Origin of the sequence: Lachnospira multipara ATCC 19207, assembly GCF_000424105.1 — a bacterium.
GTDB lineage: Bacteria > Bacillota > Clostridia > Lachnospirales > Lachnospiraceae > Lachnospira > Lachnospira multipara.
The window spans coordinates 1-20,982 of record NZ_AUJG01000003.1; the positions used below are offsets into that span (position 1 = coordinate 1).

Below are 20,982 nucleotides of genomic sequence, written 5' to 3' on the forward strand. Positions count from 1 at the left end.
TATTTGAATCAAACCACATCTGAGATAGTAAATCGAAAACCAAGATTTATCTGTATTGAAGATTTAAACGTTGGTGGAATGATGAAGAATAGGCACCTATCCAAAGTAGTTCAAAATCAGGGATTCTTTGAATTTAGAAAACAACTAGAATACAAATGCAATGATAGTGGTATTCAACTTATTATAGCTGATAGATTTTATCCATCATCAAAACTTTGTAGTTGCTGTGGGAAAATTAAAAAGGATCTAAAACTATCTGATAGAACTTATAGATGTGAGTGTGGAAATGTTATAGATAGAGATTTCCAAGCATCACTCAATCTAAGAGCTTATGGAGAAAAATTTGCAAGCTAACACTTAAACGTTAATGCAAATATGTACGGATACGTTAGTTCGGAATTTACGCCTATGGAGAGTACAAGAACTTGTGAGTAGATAGGTATTTGTACCATCAAAAGCATACTCGCTGAAGTAGGAATGAAACATAAAAGCATATAACTTTTTATAAGTTTTCAGTAACGGTATTTATGGGAGTTGCTCTTATTACAGGTGCCAGTTCTGGTATTGGCATGGAAATTGCTAAGATTCTTAGTAAAAAAGGATACGGACTTATATTAGTAGCTAGAAACAAAAAGGCTCTTGATGAGCTTGCTGCTTGTCTTCCAAATAAAACTAAGACTCTGGGTCTAGATCTTTCAAAGGAAAAGGATTTAAACAAGCTCGTTAGTTATGTTAATAGAAAACGTATCGACATATTAGTTAATAATGCTGGTTTTGGAGATTTAGGGGAATTTACAAAGACTAGTCTAGATAAGGAACTTAACATGATTGATCTTAATATTAAGGCAGTTCATGTGCTTACTAAAGCTGTTTTAAAGAAAATGAAGAAAAGAAATTACGGTTATATCTTAAACGTGGCATCTAGTGCTGGTCTTTTTTATGCTGGTCCTTATATGGCAACTTATTATGCCACTAAGGCTTATGTAACAAGCCTTACAACTGCAATTGCTACAGAACTTAAGAACCAACATTCTAAGGTATGTGTATCTGCCCTTTGCCCAGGACCTGTTGATACTAACTTTAATAATGTGGCTAATGTAAAATTTAGCCTTAAGGGAATTAGTCCTAAATTCTGTGCAAAAATAGCTATTGAGGAGATGTTTAAGGGACGAGTTATTATTATACCAACCAACTATATGAAGCTAGCTGTACTTGGTAATAGATTCCTTCCAAGACTTTTATCAGCAAAGATTTGTGGAAATCAGCAATCAAAAAAACTTAGCAGATAGTAAATTATAAAAAGAGCCCTTAGGAGCATTTTTAATAAGAATTATCCTTATTAAAATGCTCCTAAGGGCTCTTTTTTAGTCTTAACTTAATGTAAATTAAGCTTGTTATTTAATGTTTTTTCCAAAAGGAAATATGTTCTTTTTCTTCAATGTTGGTATTGTTTAATAATACCTTAACCGCTAGCTTATATTCTTCCATCTTCTGGGATTTCTTAACTAGCTTTACGTCCTTCTTGTCATCTAGAACATATTCCATATAACACCACATTTCCTTCATTCTGTGGATAGCATGCTTATCTCCTGACATGATTTTAAGTCTTTCTTCTAAGACTCTTTGATGGAATTTAGATAATCTTTCTTTATCATATTCTAAATCTCTTACATAATCCTTAGGATTGTCTGCTTTTAATACATCTATTAGGGCAGGATCTGCTATTAAACCTCTTCCAAGCATTACTGCCTGACAATCTGGAAATTTATCTATAAACTCTAGATAATCTCTTCTTGTAAAGATATCTCCATTATAAACTACTTTGTTAGTGCTTTTTTTAAGGGCTAGATTAAAAGCTTCAAGCTTTACATCATTTTTGTAAAAATCGGACCTAATTCTTGGATGAATTATTAATTCCTCTAGTTTAAATTTATTGTAGATATCAAGGATATCTTCCCAATGATCACTGTCATTTAGACCTATTCTAGTCTTTACAGATATCTTAATGTTATTGGCCTCTATATAGGGATTTGAAAAAGTTTCATAAAAGAACTTCTCCATTTTATCAAGGTCTCCTAAAAAGCCAGAGCCCTTGCCCTTTGATACTACTGTTCCTGAGGGACAGCCGGCATTTAGATTAATTTCTTTATATCCGAATTCTTCATAAAGTTTTTTAATGGTCCAGATAAAGTCCTTGGAACTGTTGGTCATTACCTGGGGTATTACATTTTTATTAGTATTATTAAGCCTATCTATATCCCTCATCTCCTTGGTTAGGAAGCGCTCAGAACTATTAGGGGAGATAAAGGGTGTAAAATACTTATCTACTTTTCCCTGGCCGTAAACTTCTTCAAAGGGGTTTCTAAGGGTATAATCTGTTAGTCCTTCTAGAGGGGCTAAATATATCTTCATAACTTTAAAACTCTTTCTATCTAACTATATAACTTTTTATCTTAGGCTTATGCTACCATTTCTATTTGTGTAGATGCTTGTTTCATAGAACTTAGTCATGGCATCAAGCATGTACTTTGTGTCTTTAATTCCTGCTGTCTCATATGGTGAATGCATAGCTAACTGAGCTAATCCAATATCCACTGTGTTAAGGGATAGGTGGGAATTAGCGATATTTCCAAGAGTTGAGCCGCCGGCAATGTCAGAACGATTCACAAAGCTCTGAGTTGGCACTCCTGCTCTCTTGCATATTTCCTTAAAAATGCCTGCTGATAGGGCATCTGTTGTGTACTTCTGGTTAGCGTTATATTTAATAACAATGCCCCCGTTAAGGTATGGTCTATTAGTTGGGTCTGCCTTGTCCTGATAGTTTGGATGAACGCCATGAGCATTATCTGCGCTTATCATAAAGGAGCTGGCAATGGCTCTCTTATAGCCTTCTCTTTGCTTTCCACACATGTCTGAGATGCGCTCTAGTGTATCTGTTAGGAAAGTTGAGTCAGCACCCTGCTTTGTTGTACTTCCTACTTCTTCATTATCAAAAATGGCGCAAACATTTACGCTTTCACCATTGGAATTATCGGCTCTCATAAGGGCATTCATGCAAGTGTAGGCACACTGCAAATCATCTAGCTTAGGGCTTGAGATAAACTCATTATCAAGGCCCCAGATGCTACCGGGCATTCTATTATATAAAAATAGATCTGCTGCCACAATGTCGTTAACATCCGTTTCTGCTGAATCTGCAATTACTGTGTTAAATAGGTCCTTTGACTCAATATCTCCCATTAGTGGAAGCATGTCCTTTTGGGCATTGTAATTTAGCCCTGTATTAGCCTCGCGATTCATGTGAATTGCAAGGTTTGGAATGAGGCAGAGGTCTCTGTCTACATTTACTAAACGAGACTCAAAGGTATCTGATTCCTTTACAATTACACGTCCTGCCACAGATAGGGGTCTATCAAACCAAGGGGCCATAAGCATACCGCCGTATTTTTCAACATTTGCCACAATATACTTGCTATCCATAGTCATCTCTGGATTCTCTTTAATCTTAAAGCTTGGAGAATCTGAGTGGGCAGCAGTTATCTGGAAATTAGTAAAATCTACTGCTCCATCCTTTGGGAATCTAAAGGCAATAATACTTGAGTCGCCTCTTGTTACAAAATAGCCTTTTGCCTGGCTTAGGCTCCATTCTGTGTTCTCGCTAAGGCGCACAAAGCCTTCGTCTTCAAGCATCTTAGCAAAATTATTTACAACGTGGAAAGCTGATGGGCTCTCCTCAATGAATTTTAATAGGTCTTTACTTGTGTCAATAAAATTACTTTCTTCCATATTTACAACCTCTATTTCTTCTTAGTTTTCTTTGAAAATACAGTAAATCTTAAGACTAATAGAATAATTACTACTATTACTGCAACTACCGGTAATATAAAATCAGCGTGGGACTTAACTGCCTCAGTAATTGTGGATGCATTTTCCTCATTAGAAAGGCTGGTATCTTCAGCTGAAACTTCCTCTTCGTAGTCATAGTCAATATAGACGTTTCGCTGATTAACTGTGTCTACGCCCTTCTTAATGCCTGAATGCTCACTTGTGGCTTCCACAAGAACTTCCCATTCATCAACGTTTACTTCGTAAAGAGTGTAGTCTGTGTTAAAGCTATAACCTGTAGCTGTGTATGTCACCTTTGTATAGCCAACGCTTATTGGGCTTGGCTCAATGATTTCTTCCGTCTTTACGGCTGTGCTTCTGTCTCCTTCTGGATAGAGATTTGTGTCGTATTCAAAGATTTCATTTCTTACAAAGTCCTGATAGTAGTTTGTAGCTGCTGCAAAGGTCCAGTTCATGACTTCACCAATAAGGCCTTTACAGTAGGCTCTTCTATCTGTATTGTCTTCAAAAAAACTAATAGTACCTGTTATTGAATTTCCTGTAATACTGCCTTCATAGATGGTAGTTCTAGGATATAAAATATACATTCCCACAAGGCCACCGCTGTGAACGTAACCGTGGTCTGAATCGTAACCATCAATGATTACAGTACAGTTATCAATATCAAGGTAGCCTGCGCTAAGGACGCCACCTAGGAAGTTTTCATCCTTAACTTCCTTATCTGTATCAACTGAAACTAATGTCACATTTATTCTACAATTATTAGCACTACCATTGCCGTAGCCAACTAAACCGCCAACACCGTTCATTACAGCGCTTGTTTCAAGTTCTACATAACCATAGATTTCGCAGTTATCGATTTGGGCATTTTCTGTGATACCAGCAAGAATTCCAAGCATGGCATAATTTTCTGACTTTATTGTTACATTTGCCCCAATAAGTCCTAAATTAGAAACGCTTCCTGAGAGCTTTCCAAAAAAGCCTGCGCTATAAGTATCATAAGTCTTATAGTTTCCATCGTAAGTAACGGTTGTTGTGCTTGATAGGCTAGTTACCTTTAGGTTGTAGATTACATGTCCATTTCCTTCAAAAGTTCCTGCAAAATCCCAAGGCTGCCAATCAACTTCTGACATATCAAGGTCAGCTAAAAGGATGTACTTGCCATCTGTATGACTGCTTGCTTCTACTAGCTCTTTAACTGTGCGGATTGGCTGATAGCCGTTAGCTAGTGCTTCATTTTCATCAACATTAGTAATGATTTCGTTATTGCTTGTTTCATAGTCACAAAAGAAAGCGTTAGCACTAGTTGTACTTGACTGAGCGTTTGCCTTCTGTCTTTCTCCTTGACACTTCTTTAAATCTATAATCTTTCTTCTATTAGAGCCTCTACAAGTGTTTCTATCTAGTCTTTCTAGGCCTTCAAGATGCTTTGCTTCTTTTTCCTGATAAGTCTTATCTAGAACTTCATCAGTTGCTAGATTCTCTTTTCTATAAAGTGCCTTCTCCACCGCGTAAGGCACGGCATAAGTGGCCCCAAGGGCAACTAGTAAAACTAGCATTGTAACTCCAACTGCTAGTAAATTGGCTTTTGATTTAAATATTCTTTTCATTGCGGACTTGAATTTTTTTATCATATTGTGACTCCCTCCAAATAATTGAATTATACTCCATTATTTATTCACATCCAATGTATTTTATCAAAATTTAACTAATTATTAAATAGTTTAGAAAAAAAATAAAAATGCCGCCATACACATACACTTGCATGACGGCATTAATCTATAGATAAGTTGCCCATAGGAGGGTCCAACTTTTCCACGCTAGTTTTGATACTGCTAAAAACAGCTTGTAAAAGTTTAGAGCAATTTACCCTTCATCAGCCCTTACGGACTTTCTGATAATGTTAACTATGAAATTGTCTAGGTTCTTCATATTTGAAAATTTATCTACGTCGATATTTAGATAAATTGTGGATGGCACGTTATCTATTCTTCTTATATTATAGATTTCTTCTCGGATTTCCTCTATTAATTTTTTGTCTTCTTCTTCGTTAACTACAGTTTTTAGAATAACAAAATGATCTCCTCCGATACGAGCTAAAACCCCTGTGGTGCCTATCTTTTCCTTTATCTTTAGCGCTACTTCTTCAAGTACTCTAATGGATAATTTGTGGCCATTACTATTAATAAAATGTCTAAAGTCCACAATATCTATATAGAAAATATTAAAGTCGTAATGATGCATAATATAGCTATCTACAAACTGTTGGGCGCTATCAAGGAGGCCCTTCATATTTAAGGCGATGGTTATATCGTCTCTATAATCCTGGTCTCCTAGGCTTTTTGCCCTGTCTCCTACTTCAAGGAAATAGCCAATTAAGCCTTCGATTTTACCATCTTTATAGTATGGCATTTTACTTGCTTTAATATTTCTAATGGAGCCATTATTAAGGCAGGTTCCTGTAACTGAATGAGTTTGGATGCCTTGCTTTAAAATGTCTTCTTCGTCATTTTTAAATTTCTCTGGGTCAATGTGCCAGCCCATGTCCTCATCATTTTTTCCTATGACATTATCTTGGGACTTAAAGCCATAGTAATCAAGAAAGGCTCTGTTAACGCCTACAAAGCGTCTATCCTTGTCCTTCCAGAACATGCCAATATCTGTGTTTGAAATGAAATTCTGCCATAGGTTGGCATCTGTAAAGGTCTCATTCTTGATTTCAAGGCCGTGTAGCATTTTCTCCAAAGGCATATTAAGAAGGTCGTTTCTCTCGATTATGTGAATGCAGGAAATGACGCGCTTCTTGTTATTGGTGCTAGCAAGCATCAGCACGCCCTTGCACCACTTGTACTCTCCTTCAATATCCTTAGTTCTATAGAATATTTCTAGCTTGTTGTTTGGGGCTTTTATAAGTCTTTCATACATGGTGCTAACATCATAAAAATCAAGGAATTGCTCTCTATCCATAGGATATACGTGTTTATTCATAAAGAGAAGTATATCCTTGCTGCAATCAGCATCATCATTTCGCTCAATATTTTGAATATTCGTGTAAATATTCTTGATTCTCTTTTTTTCAATATCTATAATGTCCACATTTGAAAATGCATTGTAAATGGCGCTAATATCGATACTTCTGTTGTAGAGGCGAAGCATGTCTTTGTTGTTGCTGACGTTAATAAATTTAGTGGCATAGCTTCGTCTTTTATTCTCCTCGGCGATTTTACAGATTCGAATGATACAAAAATTATCTCTGAAAATGTGGTCTACCACACATTCTTCGTTGCCTTCCTCAACTGTATTTAGCATGAATTTTATCTTTTTTCTAAGTAGGTTATTATCGTTTGATAAAATGCCTTCAAGCTCGTCAATGCTACTAATTCCTACGCTTTGTAGCTCTTCAAGATATTTTTTATTGTAGTATTTAAAAGCTATGGCTCCGTCATCTACTTCAATAATTGCAAGGGATTCTATGTTATCTGTGGCTTCTACTTTTCCCTTCTTTGCATTAATAAAATCGTGGGCTGGGGTCTGGCTTAAAATGTTTAACCTAGCAATATCATCATAATATTTTAGATTTATGTGCTCTTCACATTTAAAACCACGTAAATGAAAATAGTCTTTTACATCTACCCCTGGCATTGGTTTTCCAATATAGAAGCCTTGAATTTTATCGCAGCCTATTTCTCTTAGAAAATCGTACTGTTCCTTAGTTTCTACACCTTCTGCTAGGGTTTTTACACCTATGGTTTTTAGCATATCTATCATGAAGCGGACGATTTGCTTTGCCTTTACTGTGTTTAGCTCAAGGAAGCGCATGTCAATCTTAACTAAATCTAAGTCGAAGTCTTTTAAAACATTTAGGGATGAGTACTCGCTTCCAAAGTCATCCATCCAAACTTCATAGCCTTCGCTTCTGAGTCTCTTTATCTTATTTTGAATAAATTCCTTACTTCTTCCGGCTGTGGATTCTGTGATTTCTATATTTATCATGTCTCTAGGGACTTTAAATTCTTTTGTATTTTCTTCGAGAACCTTGAAAATGTCTGTCATTTCGAAATCTTTGCGCGAGAAATTAAGAGATACTGGCAACAATATCTCTCCGTTTTTATATGCTTTATCATATTCGATACACATTTGCCTAATCAAATGGCTATCTAACTTATAAATTAGTCCTTCCTCTTCTAGTACTGGAATGAAATTGGCGGGTGAAATTAGTCCTAGTTCGTCATCTTGCCAACGAGCTAGACCTTCCATTGCACATATTTCTCCTGTGAGTGCCCTAATTATCGGCTGATAATATAGCTTTAGTTTCCCCTGCTTTAAGGCATCATCGAAGTTGTCTAATACAAACGTTCTCATATCCTCACTGTTCATAATCTGCCCCTATCACTTTGTATATTCACGATTCATAGTATATATATTATACCATTAATTTATATGTTTTACAAATATATAACGGCGGAGATTTTCCTTGTTTAGTTGAGATTTTTTGAGCTTCATTTATCATTATTTTTATACCTTTATTCAGTGGCTTATGGTATTATTTCTTTAACAGGAGGATGTTATTATGATTTTAATAAAAAATGGTAGGGTCGTGGACCCTGTTACAAATACTGATGAAGTGATGGATGTCTTAGTTGAGGGCAAGAAAATTGTGAAGGTGGCTAAGGAAATCAAGGAAGAGGATGTAAAGGCTGGAGTTTACGGGGCTTGTGAAAATAGCGGGGCTAGTGCTGATGGTGCAGCCGGAAGTGCCTATGAGAATAGCGGGGCCTGTGGGGCTAGCGCTGAGCTTGAGGTCATCGATGCCACTGGTCTTGTGGTGGCTCCGGGGCTTTGTGATGCTCATGTACATTTTAGAGATCCTGGTTTTACTTATAAGGAGGATATCGAGTCTGGGGCTAAGGCAGCTGCAAGGGGCGGTTTTACAACTGTTATCCTTATGGCTAATACTAAGCCTAGTGTGGATAATTTAGAGACTCTCAACTATTGTATCAAGAAGGGTGAGCAGACTGATATACACATTTTACAAACTGCTAATGTTACTTGCGGCATGATGGGCAAGGAGCTAGTGGATATGGACTTACTGGCTAAAAACGGGGCTTGCGGTTTTACTGATGATGGTCTTCCACTTATGGATGAGAAGGTGCTTTATGAGGCTTTAAAGAAGGCTTACGAGCTTGATTTACCGGTTTCTCTTCACGAGGAAGATCCTTTCTTTATTAAGCATCCTGGTGTAAATATGGGTGAGGTTTCAAAAAAGCTTAACTACGGTGGAGCTTCTAGAACTGCCGAGGATATTATGGTGGCTCGTGACTGTGTTCTTGCTCTTGATACTGGAGCTAGTGTCTGCATTCAGCATATTAGTTCTGGTAATTCTGTGGATATTGTTCGTGCTTTTAAGAAAATGGGTGCTGATGTTCACGCAGAGGCTACTCCTCATCATTTTACTTTGACTGAAGAGGCTGTGCTTAAATATGGCACTAATGCTCGTATGAATCCTCCACTTCGTACTGAGGAGGACAGACGTAGAATTATTGAGGGTCTTAAGGATGGCACTATTGATATGATTGTTACTGATCATGCTCCTCATTCTAAGGAGGAGAAGGCAAGAGAGCTTGCTAAGGCGCCTAGTGGTATCACTGGTCTTGAGACTAGTCTTTCTCTTGGTGTGAAGTCTTTGGTTAAGACTGGTGAAATTTCTATGATGAAGCTTATTGAGCTTATGAGTACAAATCCTTATAAGTTCTATCGTATGACTCCTGCTTCTATTAGTGATGGGGCTATTGCTGATATTGTTATCTTTGGCGAGGATGCTCTTTGGACTGTTAAGGAGGAGGAATTTGCATCTAAAGCTTCTAATTCGCCTTTTATAGGCTGGGAATTGCCGGGTAAGGTATTCTTTACTATTTGTAATGGAAATGTTGTTTATAGGGGCTAAATACATTTTCATAATAAGAAAAAACCTAGCTAGTTTACACTAGCTAGGCCTTTTTTATTTATTGGCTTAAATATTAAATTAATCTGCGTATGTTACGTACATAAAGTACTTGAAGCCAAGTGGTGTTGAGAAGAAGCCTTCTACTGAATCATCAACCATGTAAAGATCTGTATAGAAGTATAATGGTGTGATACATCCTGTAGACATTAACATATCCTCTGCCTTGTGCATTAATTCATAACGAACTGTATCATCTGTACAAGACTTGATGATTGTAATGAGCTCGTCATAAGTTTCTGCCCATGTACCATTTGTTACATTTAAGTCATAACCGTATGATGTAAGATCTAATGAGTAAGCCTTAACATCTGCGTTGTCGCCCTTACCGAACTGAACATCATTGTTACCTGATGCTGTTGTCCACATATCAAGGAATGTGATAGGGTCGTTGTAATCAGCTAACCAACCATTACGAGCGATTGAGTAATCACCTGACTTACGTGTTGTTAAGAATGTTGCCCATTCCTGGTTTTCAAGCTGAATATTTACACCGTAGTTAGCGAGTGTACTCTGAACGTATTCACCAATTGCCTTATGACCTTCTGATGTATTGTAAAGGTATGTAAGTGTTGGTACGTCAGTGAACTTCTTTGTTGACTCGTCGTATGTGTAGTACTTCTTTAATGTTTCAACAGCTGCTGCGCAGTTATCTGAATATGCATCTGCTGATGTATCAAAGTAACCATCGTATGAATCTGAATCACCTGCGTTCTGATAGAATTCAGAACCATCAGCTTCTGTGATACCCATAGCTACAAATGATGAAGCAGGAACCTGGCCGCCCTGAGCGATACCTTCTACTACATAGTTTCTATCGAGTAAGAGTGAGAATGCATTTCTGATTTCAGCTTCTGCTTCTGTCTTCTCTGTTCCTGTTAATGTGCTTGTAGATGGAAGTAACTCTTCGTTAATGTTCCAGCATACATAGTATGTACCAAGCTGACCTGCAACTACGAATTCATCAGCGTAGTTTGTCTTTAAGTTTTCGATTTCGTTTGTTGGAACGTCATCGATTAACTGCCAGCTTCCGTTCTGGAAGTTTGTTAACTGGTTGTTAGCATCATCTGATAAATAGAAGTTGATTGTCTTCATTGTAACTTCGCTTGCATCAATATAGTTATCATTCTTTGTAACTGTGATGAGTGAGTTGTGGCTCCAGCCTGTTAATGTGTAAGCACCATTACTTACATATGTGCTAGGATCTGTTGCCCAACTTTCGTTAGCTACAACATCTTCTCTTACTGGGTAGTAGCAAGGGAAAGCAAGTAATTCGTTCCAGTAAGGAACTGCATTTGAAAGTGTTACTACTAATGTCTTATCATCAGTAGCCTTAACATTAAGCTTTTCGTTTCCTGTTGCATCGTCTGCCCAAACTTCATCGTATCCGTCGATTACATCGAACATGTAACCATAATCAGCAGCAAGTGCTACTGAAGCTGCTCTGTTCCAAGCAAATTCAAAATCCTTAGCTGTTACAGCAACACCATCAGACCATGTTAAGCCATCTTTTAATGTGTATGTGTATGTTACTGTACCATCAGCGTTCTCAACGCCGTCTACTAATTCTTCAGCTGCATCAGCTACAAGAACTGCCTTTCCTGAATCGTCCTGCTCCCATTTTGCAAGACCTGAGAAAAGGTGTGCTAATACTGTACCACTATCTACAGCAGAATTAAGTGCTGGATCAAGTGTCTGTGGTTCTGAACCGAGGCAAACATTGATTTCATCTTTGTTTGTTACGGAACTCTTGCTTGCGCCTGAGCAACCAGAAAGTACTGTTGTTGCAACTAAGCCGACTACAAGCATAAGTGACATAAGTCTCTTCTTCATAAATCTTTTCCTCCTTAAGGTTGTAAATGTGTGTATCATAAAAATCCATAGTCTACAGCAGATTAATCAACTATGAATTGTATGACCTAATTGATAAGTTTCCCCAAACTTTTTTAAATTAATGATATTATATCATCTTTTTAATTGTATATCAAAAATAATATTTCTATCTTCAATATTTATGATTCTAACATCTTTTGTGTGCTTTTTAAAAATGTGTCAAATTTGCGGTTGTGATACATTTTCATAACAATCTGACATATCGGTTTTTATGTCTTGATTGTTAGTTTTTGCATATAGGTTTTTATGCATTTTCATAATCTTGTTATGCTAGCTTTCGCTAACACAACAAGACTATGTATTATTATTAGTTAATTTCGCCAACTCTATGACAAGCTACGAAATGTCCTTTTGATACTTCCTTAAACTCTGGCATGCTTTCAGCACAAGCTGCTGTGGCATGTGGACATCTTGTTCTAAATGGACAACCTGATGGTGCATTTAGTGGACTTGGGATGTCGCCTGATAATACGATTCGCTGATTCTCTCTTGCAATCTTTGGATCTGGAATTGGAACCGCACTCATGAGTGACTTTGAATATGGGTGTAATGGTCTCTTATAGATTTCATCAGCGTCTGCTAATTCTACCATCTTTCCTAGATACATTACGGCAATTCTATCACTTATATGTCTTACGACTAAGAGGTCGTGAGCGATGAAGAGGTATGTAAGATTTAACTTATCCTGTAATTCTTCAAACATATTGATTACCTGTGCCTGGATTGATACATCGAGGGCTGATACAGGCTCATCACATACGATGAACTTAGGATCTACAGCTAGGGATCTTGCAATACCGATACGCTGTCTCTGACCACCTGAGAATTCATGGGCATATCTTGATGCGTGCTCACTGTTTAAACCTACATAGCTCATTAACTCAAGAATTCTATCTTGTCTTTCCTGCTTTGTCTTATACATCTTGTGAATGTCTAGCGGCTCAGCAATGATATCTGATACTGTCATTCTTGGATTAAGAGAAGAATATGGATCCTGGAATACCATTGTGGCATCTTTTCTGAATTCCTTTATATCTTTCTTTGTCTTAATTTCTTTTCCGTCAAACCAGATTTCTCCGGATGTTGGCTTATATAAATTTAAAAGTGTACGTCCAACTGTTGTCTTACCACAACCTGACTCACCTACTAAACCGAGTGTTTCGCCTTCTTTAATAGTAAATGATACATCATCTACAGCCTTTAGGGGCTTTGTCTTAAATGCGCCAACATTTATATTGAAGTACTCTTTAAGGTGCTTTACCTCAACGAGTGTTTTTTTGTTCTCATTACTCATTAATAGCACCGCCTTCCTTTAATTTCTTAACGTTCATCCAGCATGCAGCCTGATGATCTGCATCAATCTGCATTCTTTGACATTTTTCACGTAAACAAATCTTTAATGCCTGTTCACATCTAGGTGCAAATGCGCATCCCTTTGGCATATTAAGAAGGTCGATTGGTGTTCCTGAAATTGGCTTTAATCTCTGTCCTGAATTTGCATCAGTTGGGATTGAACGAATTAAGCCTTTAGTATATTCATGACATGGGTTGTAGAATATTGCATCTGCTGTTCCCTGCTCACAAATTGAACCTGCATACATTACGATTACTTCGTCACACATCTGGGCTACAACACCTAAGTCGTGAGTAATCATGATGATTGCCATGCCTAACTTCTTCTGAATATTCTGCATTAATTCAAGAATCTGTGCCTGAATTGTAACATCAAGAGCTGTTGTTGGTTCATCGGCAATAAGAATATCTGGTTCGCAGGCAAGGGCCATAGCGATCATAACTCTCTGTCTCATACCACCTGAAAATTCATGTGGATACTGCTTCATTCTTTTTTCTGGTTCGTTAACATTTACAAGCTGAAGCATTTCGATTGCTCTTTCTCTTGCCTGTTCTTTATTACGATCAGTATGAAGAAGAATAGCCTCCATAAGCTGCTTTCCAATTGTGTATGTTGGATTCAAGCTTGTCATTGGATCCTGGAAGATGATTGAGATCTTATTACCTCTAATTGTCTTCATTACAGACTCACCAGAATTAACTAGTTCTTGTCCTCTAAACTTTATTGATCCAGATACAATCTTTCCTGCACCTGCTAAAATCTGCATAATTGAATATGCTGTTACAGACTTTCCGGAACCTGATTCACCTACGATACCAAGTACTTTGCCTTCGTCAAGGTTAAATGATACTCCGTTTACTGCCTTAACTTCACCGGCGTCTGTAAAAAATGATGTATGTAAATCTTTTACTTCTAATAAACTCATCTCAAAACGCCTCCTATTTACTTATTTAACTTTGGATCAAATGCATCTCTTAAACCATCACCAAAGAGGTTTAATGATAGAACGATTAAGGAAATAACCACTGCTGGAATAACCATTCTATATGCATATGATGAAATACCATTTAAGGCATCTGATGCAAGTGAACCTAGCGATGGCATAGGTGCATTTACACCGAGTCCCAAGAATGAAAGGTAACTCTCTGTAAAGATAGCACTTGGAATCTGAAGGGCTGTTGAGATAATTACTAAGCTGATGCAGTTAGGTAATAAATGCTTTAGGATTACCCACTTACCCTTAGCGCCTGCAGCCTTAGATGCTAGTACGTATTCTTGCTCTCTAAGAGATAAAATCTGACCTCTAATTAATCTGGCCATTGATACCCAATAAAGTAAACCGAAAACGATAAATAAACTTATCATGTTGGAACCGAGCTTTTCAAGCGGTGTTCCTTCTAATGCTGTGGATAATGTTACTTTTAATACTGATGATAATAAAATTACCATAAGTGTATCTGGAAGAGAGTAGATGATATCAACTATTCGCATGATAATCATATCTATCTTTCCACCAAAATATCCTGAAATTGAGCCAATTGTTAAACCAATGATTAATACGATAATACTTGCGAAGAAACCTACTGCAAGTGAGATTCTTGTTCCGTATACAACTCTGATGAAGTAATCTCTACCCTGAGAATCTGTACCAAAGATGTGTGGGAAAATCTTTTCGCCTGCGTCAATTCTTGCTAATTCTGTCTTTCCGTATTCAAATGGCTTTAGGTTATTATATGATGAATCTACTGCCTGTCCTGGTGTGTTACCAAGCATTGTATCATATGAATATGGCCATACCATTGGTAAGAAAATTGCTGCTAATGTTATTATTACTATTATAAAAAAACAGACTGTTGCGACTTTATTCTTTAAGAGTCTCTTTACACCATCTTTAAAGAATGTTGAAGCTGGTCTCATCTGAACGATATAAGACTTCTCGTCTTCTGTCGCTGTTTCGAAATCGTCTGCCATGTAGTTTTCCATGTCAATCTGATTGTTAAATGGGTTCTTCGACATAATTTCACTCCTTATTCCAATTTTATAAAAAATAACTTACTAATTAATCTAAGTTAATTCTTGGATCTACGATCTTGTATAAGATATCACTTACTAAGTTCATAATAACGATTAATGTTGCAAGTACAATTGTTGTACCCATAATCATTGTATAATCTCTGTTAGTGATTGAGCTTACGAATGCTCTACCGATACCAGGAACTGCAAAAATCTGTTCTACTACTAGGGAACCTGTTACAATACCTGCAAGCATTGGTCCAAAGTAAGTAATTACAGGAATAAGGGAATTCTTTAATGCGTGTCCGAAAATAATCTTAACGCCGGATACACCCTTAGCTCTTGCTGTTCTAATATAGTCCTGACCTAATACGTCAAGCATTGATGATCTAGTAAGTCTTGTAATATAAGCCATTGGATAAAGTGATAATGTCACGACTGGTAAAACAAGGCCGTTTGTTGCTGCACCATTAGCTGGGAATAATCCTAACTTAATTGAGAAAATAGTTAGGAGTAATGTACCCATGATAAATGATGGCATAGATACAAATGCCGTAGTAATTACCATGATGATTCTATCAAATATACTATTTCTTTTAAGCGCTGCCACTGATCCTAATACAACGCCAATAATAAGTGCGATGAATGCTGCTTCAAGTCCTAATCTTGCTGATGTCTTTAAGCCATCTACAATGATATCAACAACTTCTCTACCCTTCTGCTTTAAAGAAGGACCGAAATCGAACTTTGTAACAACGTCCTTTAGATAAGTTACATACTGAGTTGCAAGTGGCTTGTCTAATCCATACTTAGCCTCAAGTGCTGCTTGAGCTGCTTCTGTCATGGACTTCTCTCCCTGGAATGGGCCACCTGGTACAGCATGCATTACGAAAAATGTAACTGTGATTACTACCCATACAGTTACTACTGCTAATAGCAGTCTCTTTAAAATGTACAGTAATGTCTTTGAATTCATAATTAACAACTGCCTTTCCGATTTTTTTATTGTGCTATTCTAAAAATCCACGAGTTGGACCAAAAGCTATAGCACGCCATTCACTATTTAAAAATCAATTTCAAAATAACATTGGTTATTTACTCATTAATTTAGCCATAGATATTAATTTGTGAATGTGCAAGTAAATGTGTTGTTTTGTAATTTTGTTTAAAAATAGTCAAATGTGTTTTTTGTTTCATGCATTTAACGCTTTAATCGGTTAAAGTGCTTTGATGTAAAACTATGCAAGGATGCGTTGCATCTTTGCATATAATCCCTTTTTTTCATTTTTATACAACCCCTAACCTTTAAAAGTTTAGGATTCTTATCTCTGTTCCATAGGTTTTAGAACTTTGATCATCATTTTCCATCCTTCTCTACATCAAAGGTTGTTAATTTTAAAATTTTATTTAAAATTTATTTTTTATAGCAAAACAGCGCCCACAGCTAATGTGTGGACGCCATTGTCTGTTAATCTTATCAATAATATTGGTAATAAATCTAATAATATTATCTCTTTGAGAACTGTGGAGCACGACGAGCTGCCTTTAAGCCGTACTTCTTTCTTTCCTTCATACGTGGATCTCTTGTTAAGAAACCAGCCTTCTTAAGTGATGGACGGAATTCGTCTGAATCTACCTGAAGAAGTGCTCTTGAAATACCATGTCTGATAGCGCCTGCCTGACCTGTTGTTCCACCGCCATGAACGTTAACGATTACATCGTACTTCTCTGTTGTTTCTGTGAGAACTAATGGCTGCTTTACAACAACCTTAAGTGTCTCAAGACCAAAATATTCATCAAGTGATCTCTTATTTATTGTAATATTACCTGTACCAGGTACTAAATATACTCTAGCAATACTGCTTTTTCTTCTACCTGTTCCGTAGAACTTTCCATTAGCTTTCTTTGCCACTGTTATTTCCTCCTTATATTATGCCTATTAAAACTTTAATACTTCTGGCTTCTGTGCTGCCTGCTCATGTTCTGGGCCTGCATATACGTGAAGCTTTGTGTACATCTGACGTCCTAAAGGTCCCTTTGGAAGCATTCCCTTAACAGCTAATTCAATAACTCTTTCAGGCTTCTTAGCCATCATTTCCTTAAGTGTTGTTTCCTTCATACCACCTACGTAGTCTGAGTGATTGTAATAAATCTTCTGATCTAACTTCTTACCAGTTGTCTTTACCTTAGAAGCGTTGATAACGATTACGTTGTCACCACAGTCAAGGAATGGTGTGTACTCAGGCTTATTCTTACCTCTAAGTACAGCAGCAACCTGTGATGATAAACGACCTAATGTATAATCTGCAGCATCTACAACATACCATTTTCTTTCGATATTAGATGCACTAGCCATAAATGTCTTGTTACTCATGGTTTCCTCCTAAATTGCTTTAATGCACTTTAATGTTTCATAATTATTATCAAATACTTCTCCGGGGCATTGGCTAAGTATTCATAATCATAATTAATGTCAGCGTATTACACGCCACATTTAAGAATTATATATCACGGCGCTTATGGTGTCAATGATTTTTTCTCTTTAGTTTAGATTATTAAGTTCCACTTTTTTAAGCCCTAATACTGGATTTCTACTAGGGTTAAGCCTTGTGGCGGAGCAGTTTCCCCTGCTTTGGTTCTATCAAGGGCTTCTAGCATTTCTTTGACGTATTGTGGCTCAAATCGGCCTTTGCCAACTCCTACTAGTGTTCCTGCTATTATTCTTACCATATTATATAGAAAGCCATTTCCTTTTACTCTTATTATTATCTCGCCTTGATAGTCTTTGCCTTCTTTTTTATCTTTGGATATTAGTTCTATTGAGTAAATGGTTCTAATGGTTGTTTCTGCCTGTGTATGCACGCTTGCAAAACTTTTAAAATCGTGTTCTCCTATTAGGTAGTTTGCAGCTTCTTGCATTTTTTCTAAATCTAGCTTTGCCTGTACGTGCCAGCTATATCTTCTTTCTTGTGGTAGATAAAATTCTGTATTTGAGATCTTGTATTCGTAGGTCTTTTTTGTGTCACAGTGTCTTGGATGAAAGTCTTTATCTACTTCTTCTGATTTTTGTATCTGTATATCTTCTGGCAAATATCTATTGAGGGCATAGCTAAATCTGTCTGCTGGTATTGTGGAACCTGTGTCAAATACTGCTACATTTCCTTTGCCATGCACTCCCGCATCGGTTCTACTTGCTCCGATTACGTGCACATTTTCACCAGTAAGACTTGCTATGGCTTTGTCTAGTTCTGCCTCGATTGTTGGAGCGTTTGGCTGTATCTGCCAGCCGCTGTAGTTGGTTCCGTCGTAGCTTACTGTAAGCTTTATTCTTTTCATTCTTACCTCTTAAAATATGATATTTAGGCTAATACAGATTCCTATGTATAGGATGAGTATTAGGTAGGCTAAATAGTCTTTTTTGCTATATTTTAATGGTTTCATCTTGGTTCTGCCATTAGACCCGTGATAGCATCTTGCTTCCATGGCCATTGCTAGGTCGTCTGCTCGTCTAAAGGCGGAGATGAATAGTGGTACTAAGATTGGCACCATGGCTTTTGCTCGCTTTATGAAGTTTCCTGTTTCAAAGTCGGCGCCTCTTGCTTGCTGCGCGCGCATGATTTTGTCGGTTTCATCGATTAGGATTGGGATGAATCTTAGTGCGATGGACATCATCATGGCGATTTCGTGTACTGGGACTTTGATATATTTTAAAAAAGATAATCCTTTTTCTAGTCCGTCTGTTAGGTTGTTTGGTGTGGTAGTTAGAGTCATTAGGGATGAGCCCATGATTAAATATACTAGTCTGATTACCATAAAGATGGCGGTTTTTAGGCCTCTGTCTGTGATGGTAATTTTCCACACTTTAAAAATTACGGTTCCTGGTGTTAAAAATAGATTAAATGCCGCGCTTATTAGTATCAAAATTAGGATTGCCTTTAGGCCTCTTACGATGAACTTAAAGGGTACTTTTGAGGCGATTATTAGGCCTGCTAGGGCTAGGGTTGCCACGATGTACACGAGAATGTTCATGCCGAGGAACAGGGATATGATAAAAATAAGTGTCCCCATGAGTTTTACTCTTGGATCTAGGCTATGTATCACCGAATTTGTTTGATAGTATTGTCCTATTGTTATGTCTCTTATCATAATATCTCCAATATGCTTTTCTTGGCCTCTTCTATAGTGATGGCGTCTGTGTCTACGTCAAATCCTGCATTTTTCAAATCGTTCATAATATATGTTACTTTTGGTGCTGCTAGGCCAATTTCTTCTAATTCTTTATGATGTCTAAATACATTCTTAGGTGTGTCATCATATTTAAGTATTCCGTCGTTCATTACCATGATTCGGTCTACGTGTGTGGCTACATCTTCCATGCTGTGGGACACGAGAATGATTGTGATGCCTGTCTTTCGTAGATTTTCTAATACTGAAAATATTTCGTCGCGGCCTTTTGGATCTAGGCCCGCTGTTGGTTCGTCGAGTATTAGTACTTCTGGTTTCATGGCTAAGACGCCTGCGATTGCTACTCTTCTTTTTTGTCCACCGGATAAATCAAATGGTGAATTGTAGTAAAATTTTTCATCTAGTCCTACTAGCTTCAAGCTTTCAAAGGCTCTTAGTTCGCATTCTTGCTTTGATAGGCCTTGATTTTTAGGACCGAAGCATACATCTTTAAAGATGGTGCTTTCAAAGAGCTGGTGCTCTGGGTACTGGAATACTAGTCCTACCTTGCTTCTTAGCTCTTTCATATTGTAGCCTTTTTCATAAATATCTTGCCCATCATAATAAATGTGACCTGATGTTGCCTTATTTAGTCCGTTTAGATGCTGTATAAAGGTTGACTTTCCTGACCCTGTGTGTCCGATTAGACCAATAAATTCGCCTTTTTCAATTACGCAGCTTACGTCTTTTAGGGCATGTCGTTCAAAGCTTGTGCCGGCCTCATATATATAATTTATCTTATCTACTATTATTGACATTTTTAAGTCCTCTAATTCTTTCTAGCTCAGTTATTAGCTCTTTAGTTGTTAGAATGCCTTCTTTGATATCGAGACCTTCTTTGCGCAATTCGTGGGCTAACTCGGTAACCTGTGGCACGTCTAAGCGTAGTTCTTTTAATTTTTCTACCTGTGAAAATATATCTCTTGGTTTTCCTTGCATCACAAGTTTGCCTTCATTCATTACATAGACTTCATCGGCATCGATTACTTCTTCCATGTAATGTGTAATTAGGATTATTGTTACATTTTCCTTTTTATTGAGTTCGTGTAGAACTTCTATTACTTCTTTTCGTCCGTTTGGATCAAGCATAGCTGTTGGCTCGTCAAGGACTATACACTTTGGCTTCATTGCTACAATTCCTGCAATTGCAACTCTCTGCTTTTGTCCACCGGAGAGCTTAGTTGGATTAGCTAATCTGAAGTCATACATGCCTACTGCTTTTAAGCTTTTTTCCACACGTTCCCAGATTTCATCTTCTGGAACGCCGATATTCTCTGGGCCAAAGCCTACTTCTTCATCTACTAGTGTGCAGATGATCTGGTTATCTGGATTTTGGAATACCATTCCTGCAGTCTGACGAATTCTTAGGGTGTTCTCATGTTCTAGGGTATTCATTCTGTCTACCCAAACGCTCCCTTCTGTTGGACTTACTAGTGCATTTAGGTGTTTTGCAAATGTAGACTTGCCGGAACCATTATGTCCTAAAACCGCAACAAAATCCCCTTCTTTTATATCTATATTTACGTTATCGATAGCTTTATTAATGCTTTCAACGTTGCCTTCTTCGTCACGTCTTATATATTCAAATGTTAGGTTTTCTGCCTTAACTATATTCAAATTATTTTCCTCGTTTCTAATTAATGTGTAACTA

At 37.3% G+C, this 20,982-nt stretch carries 18 protein-coding genes; 3 read left to right on the plus strand and 15 right to left on the minus strand.

Going from position 1 to position 20,982, the window contains the following annotated elements; translation table 11 throughout:
• Together G600_RS0104130 and G600_RS0104135 are read left to right on the plus strand one after the other, a co-directional pair.
• On the plus strand, positions 1-354 hold a 354-nt coding region (locus tag G600_RS0104130; RefSeq protein ID WP_027430806.1), incomplete at its 5' end, for an RNA-guided endonuclease InsQ/TnpB family protein.
• 173 nt (positions 355-527) lie between these two features.
• Complete coding sequence (locus tag G600_RS0104135) at positions 528-1,289, plus strand: SDR family NAD(P)-dependent oxidoreductase (protein WP_027430807.1); 762 nt, start codon at positions 528-530, stop codon at positions 1,287-1,289.
• Between the two features lie 109 nt (positions 1,290-1,398).
• On the opposite strand, the gene G600_RS0104140 is transcribed toward G600_RS0104135, so the two are convergent.
• From G600_RS0104140 to G600_RS14950, 4 genes are all read right to left on the minus strand, one after another.
• On the minus strand, positions 1,399-2,412 hold the full coding sequence (locus G600_RS0104140; RefSeq protein ID WP_027430808.1) for a tRNA dihydrouridine synthase: 1,014 nt from the start codon (positions 2,410-2,412) through the stop codon (positions 1,399-1,401).
• A 36-nt stretch (positions 2,413-2,448) separates the two neighbouring features.
• The gene (locus G600_RS0104145) at positions 2,449-3,786 is read right to left on the minus strand and encodes a M18 family aminopeptidase (protein WP_027430809.1); all 1,338 of its coding nucleotides are present in this window, start codon (positions 3,784-3,786) and stop codon (positions 2,449-2,451) included.
• A gap of 11 nt (positions 3,787-3,797) precedes the next feature.
• Entirely contained in the window at positions 3,798-5,480 is a 1,683-nt protein-coding gene (locus G600_RS0104150; protein ID WP_027430810.1) for a hypothetical protein, read from the minus strand.
• A 232-nt stretch (positions 5,481-5,712) separates the two neighbouring features.
• Positions 5,713-8,223, minus strand: coding sequence for a bifunctional diguanylate cyclase/phosphodiesterase (locus G600_RS14950; RefSeq protein ID WP_051195357.1), 2,511 nt, complete (start codon positions 8,221-8,223; stop codon positions 5,713-5,715).
• A 193-nt stretch (positions 8,224-8,416) separates the two neighbouring features.
• Between G600_RS14950 and G600_RS0104160 the strand changes: the two genes are divergently transcribed.
• On the plus strand, positions 8,417-9,790 hold the full coding sequence (locus tag G600_RS0104160; protein ID WP_027430811.1) for a dihydroorotase: 1,374 nt from the start codon (positions 8,417-8,419) through the stop codon (positions 9,788-9,790).
• A 78-nt stretch (positions 9,791-9,868) separates the two neighbouring features.
• Here the strand turns inward: G600_RS0104160 and G600_RS0104165 are convergent, their stop codons facing one another.
• From G600_RS0104165 to G600_RS0104215, 11 genes are all read right to left on the minus strand, one after another.
• On the minus strand, positions 9,869-11,680 hold the full coding sequence (locus tag G600_RS0104165) for a peptide ABC transporter substrate-binding protein (protein WP_027430812.1): 1,812 nt from the start codon (positions 11,678-11,680) through the stop codon (positions 9,869-9,871).
• Between the two features lie 367 nt (positions 11,681-12,047).
• On the minus strand, positions 12,048-13,034 hold the full coding sequence (locus G600_RS0104170) for an ABC transporter ATP-binding protein (RefSeq protein ID WP_027430813.1): 987 nt from the start codon (positions 13,032-13,034) through the stop codon (positions 12,048-12,050).
• Positions 13,027-14,019: an ABC transporter ATP-binding protein gene (locus G600_RS0104175; RefSeq protein ID WP_027430814.1), complete on the minus strand. Its 993-nt coding sequence runs from the start codon at positions 14,017-14,019 to the stop codon at positions 13,027-13,029. The genes G600_RS0104170 and G600_RS0104175 overlap by 8 nt, the downstream gene beginning before the upstream one ends.
• 17 nt (positions 14,020-14,036) lie before the next feature.
• Positions 14,037-15,110 (minus strand): ABC transporter permease, encoded by a 1,074-nt coding sequence (locus tag G600_RS0104180; RefSeq protein ID WP_027430815.1) that lies wholly within the window; start codon positions 15,108-15,110, stop codon positions 14,037-14,039.
• A 43-nt stretch (positions 15,111-15,153) separates the two neighbouring features.
• A complete protein-coding gene (locus G600_RS0104185; protein WP_027430816.1) occupies positions 15,154-16,083 on the minus strand; it encodes an ABC transporter permease in 930 nt (309 codons plus the stop codon).
• Between the two features lie 531 nt (positions 16,084-16,614).
• Complete coding sequence (gene rpsI, locus G600_RS0104190; protein ID WP_027430817.1) at positions 16,615-17,019, minus strand: 30S ribosomal protein S9; 405 nt, start codon at positions 17,017-17,019, stop codon at positions 16,615-16,617.
• Between the two features lie 27 nt (positions 17,020-17,046).
• A complete protein-coding gene (rplM, locus tag G600_RS0104195; RefSeq protein WP_027430818.1) occupies positions 17,047-17,481 on the minus strand; it encodes a 50S ribosomal protein L13 in 435 nt (144 codons plus the stop codon).
• Between the two features lie 203 nt (positions 17,482-17,684).
• Positions 17,685-18,443, minus strand: coding sequence for a tRNA pseudouridine(38-40) synthase TruA (truA, locus tag G600_RS0104200; protein WP_027430819.1), 759 nt, complete (start codon positions 18,441-18,443; stop codon positions 17,685-17,687).
• A 9-nt stretch (positions 18,444-18,452) separates the two neighbouring features.
• Positions 18,453-19,253 carry an energy-coupling factor transporter transmembrane component T family protein gene (locus G600_RS0104205; protein WP_027430820.1) on the minus strand — a complete coding sequence of 267 codons (801 nt, stop codon included), beginning with the start codon at positions 19,251-19,253 and terminating at the stop codon, positions 18,453-18,455.
• Positions 19,250-20,089: an energy-coupling factor transporter ATPase gene (locus G600_RS0104210; protein WP_027430821.1), complete on the minus strand. Its 840-nt coding sequence runs from the start codon at positions 20,087-20,089 to the stop codon at positions 19,250-19,252. The genes G600_RS0104205 and G600_RS0104210 overlap by 4 nt, the downstream gene beginning before the upstream one ends.
• The gene (locus tag G600_RS0104215; RefSeq protein WP_027430822.1) at positions 20,070-20,948 is read right to left on the minus strand and encodes an energy-coupling factor transporter ATPase; all 879 of its coding nucleotides are present in this window, start codon (positions 20,946-20,948) and stop codon (positions 20,070-20,072) included. Before G600_RS0104215 ends, G600_RS0104210 begins: the two co-directional genes overlap by 20 nt.
• Positions 20,949-20,982: the final 34 nt, after the last annotated feature.

Bases quoted from the DNA above. Each gene is read 5' to 3' on its own strand.
- G600_RS0104135 (WP_027430807.1), top strand. From the start codon at position 528: ATGGGAGTTGCTCTTATTACAGGTGCCAGTTCTGGTATTGGCATGGAA.
- G600_RS0104140 (WP_027430808.1), bottom strand. From the start codon at position 2,412: ATGAAGATATATTTAGCCCCTCTAGAAGGACTAACAGATTATACCCTT.
- G600_RS0104145 (WP_027430809.1), bottom strand. From the start codon at position 3,786: ATGGAAGAAAGTAATTTTATTGACACAAGTAAAGACCTATTAAAATTC.
- G600_RS0104150 (WP_027430810.1), bottom strand. From the start codon at position 5,480: ATGATAAAAAAATTCAAGTCCGCAATGAAAAGAATATTTAAATCAAAA.
- G600_RS14950 (WP_051195357.1), bottom strand. From the start codon at position 8,223: ATGAACAGTGAGGATATGAGAACGTTTGTATTAGACAACTTCGATGAT.
- G600_RS0104160 (WP_027430811.1), top strand. From the start codon at position 8,417: ATGATTTTAATAAAAAATGGTAGGGTCGTGGACCCTGTTACAAATACT.
- G600_RS0104165 (WP_027430812.1), bottom strand. From the start codon at position 11,680: ATGAAGAAGAGACTTATGTCACTTATGCTTGTAGTCGGCTTAGTTGCA.
- G600_RS0104170 (WP_027430813.1), bottom strand. From the start codon at position 13,034: ATGAGTAATGAGAACAAAAAAACACTCGTTGAGGTAAAGCACCTTAAA.
- G600_RS0104175 (WP_027430814.1), bottom strand. From the start codon at position 14,019: ATGAGTTTATTAGAAGTAAAAGATTTACATACATCATTTTTTACAGAC.
- G600_RS0104180 (WP_027430815.1), bottom strand. From the start codon at position 15,110: ATGTCGAAGAACCCATTTAACAATCAGATTGACATGGAAAACTACATG.
- G600_RS0104185 (WP_027430816.1), bottom strand. From the start codon at position 16,083: ATGAATTCAAAGACATTACTGTACATTTTAAAGAGACTGCTATTAGCA.
- rplM (WP_027430818.1), bottom strand. From the start codon at position 17,481: ATGAGTAACAAGACATTTATGGCTAGTGCATCTAATATCGAAAGAAAA.
- truA (WP_027430819.1), bottom strand. From the start codon at position 18,443: ATGAAAAGAATAAAGCTTACAGTAAGCTACGACGGAACCAACTACAGC.
- G600_RS0104205 (WP_027430820.1), bottom strand. From the start codon at position 19,253: ATGATAAGAGACATAACAATAGGACAATACTATCAAACAAATTCGGTG.
- G600_RS0104210 (WP_027430821.1), bottom strand. From the start codon at position 20,089: ATGTCAATAATAGTAGATAAGATAAATTATATATATGAGGCCGGCACA.